1 protein-coding gene is annotated in these 1,899 nt (G+C 60.1%); it reads left to right on the forward strand.

Annotation, left to right across the window (positions count from 1 at the left end):
• The first annotated feature begins 146 nt into the window (after nucleotides 1–146).
• Entirely contained in the window at nucleotides 147–1,841 is a 1,695-nt protein-coding gene (locus tag HT737_RS25735) for an AMP-binding protein (RefSeq protein ID WP_182404261.1), read from the forward strand.
• Nucleotides 1,842–1,899: the final 58 nt, after the last annotated feature.

Raw genomic sequence — 1,899 nt, forward strand, 5'->3', positions numbered from 1 at the left:
CGACCCAAAACCTGTGAATGCGGCTCAGCAGGAAAAACTGAGGGTGCGCTTCGCACACCATCGGGGATAAATCCCCTCGCCACAAAGGCCACCCGCAAAAAAAGTGAGCTCCGGTAAACCCACTAATAAAGACAATAGGGGTCGTCATGGATCAACCCAGTGCAAACCCGCAGCGCAGCTACACCCGTGGTTCCGAGAGCAAAGCCTTGCTGGCGATGACCATCGGGCAGAAGTTCGACGAAACCGTCGCGCAGTACCCGGACGGCGAGGCGCTGGTGGTGCGCCACCAGCAGCTGCGTTACACCTGGCGGCAACTGGCCGACGCGGTGAACGTGCATGCCAGAGCGCTGCTGGCGTTGGGTTTGCAGGCCGGTGACCGGCTCGGCATCTGGGCGCCGAATGGCGCGCAGTGGTGCATCACTCAGTTCGCCACCGCGAAGATCGGCGTGATCCTGGTCAACATCAATCCGGCTTATCGCAGTTCCGAGCTCGAATACGTACTCAAGCAATCCGGTTGTCAGTGGCTGGTCTGTGCGGGAGCGTTCAAGAGCTCCAACTATCACGGCATGTTGCAAGGCTTGCTGCCGGAACTGGCCGAGCAATCCATCGGTGAACTGCGCAGCGAGCGCCTGCCGGAATTGCGCGGGTTGATCAGCCTTGATGCACAGCCGCCTTCGGGTTTTCTCCCGTGGTCGCAACTGGCAGATCTGGCCTCCAGTGTCTCTGCCGAACAATTGCGTGAACGCAGCGACAGCCTGCACTTCGACCAACCCGTCAACATCCAGTACACCTCCGGCACCACCGGTTTCCCCAAGGGCGCGACCCTCAGTCACTACAACATCCTCAACAACGGTTACATGGTCGGCGAGAGCATCGGTCTGACCGCCGCCGATCGCTTGGTGATCCCGGTGCCGCTGTATCACTGCTTCGGCATGGTCATGGGCAACCTGGGCTGCATCACTCACGCCAGTACGATGATTTACCCCAATGATGCGTTCGATCCGCTACTGACCCTGCAAACCGTCGCCGAAGAAAAGGCCACCGGGCTGTACGGCGTGCCGACCATGTTCATCGCCATGCTTGATCAGCCGCAGCGCGCCGAGTTCGATCTGTCGACCCTGCGCACCGGGATCATGGCCGGCGCCACTTGCCCGATCGAGGTGATGCGCCGGGTCATCAGTGAAATGCACATGAGCGAGGTGCAGATCGCCTACGGCATGACCGAAACCAGCCCTGTCTCCCTGCAGACCGGGCCATCGGACGAGCTGGAACTGCGCGTGACCACCGTCGGCCGCACCCAGCCGCAACTCGAAAGCAAAATCATCGACGAGGCCGGTAACCTGGTTCCGCGCGGCACCATCGGCGAACTCTGCACCCGTGGTTACAGCGTGATGCTCGGTTACTGGAGCAACCCGCAAGCCACCGCCGAAGCCATCGATGAGGCGGGCTGGATGCACACCGGCGACCTGGCGAGCATGAACGATGAGGGTTACGTGAATATCGCGGGGCGTAACAAAGACATGATTATTCGCGGGGGCGAGAACATTTACCCGCGTGAGCTGGAAGAGTTTTTCTTCACTCACCCGGCGGTGGCAGACGTACAGGTGATCGGCATCCCGTGCTCGCGTTACGGTGAGGAGATCGTTGCCTGGATCAAATTCCACCCCGGCCACCATGCCTCCGAACTGGAACTGCAAACCTGGTGCAAGGAGCGCATCGCGCACTTCAAGACGCCGCGTCATTTCAAGTTTGTGGAGGAGTTTCCGATGACGGTGACGGGCAAGATCCAGAAATTCCGGATGCGTGAGATCAGTATCGAGGAGCTGAAGGCGCTGCATTGAAGATCAAAAGATCGCAGCCTGCGGCAGCTCCTACAGGGGATCGGTGTAGGAGCTGCCG

Origin of the sequence: Pseudomonas sp. MD195_PC81_125 (genome assembly GCF_014060985.1) — a bacterium.
Lineage (GTDB): Bacteria > Pseudomonadota > Gammaproteobacteria > Pseudomonadales > Pseudomonadaceae > Aquipseudomonas > Aquipseudomonas parakoreensis.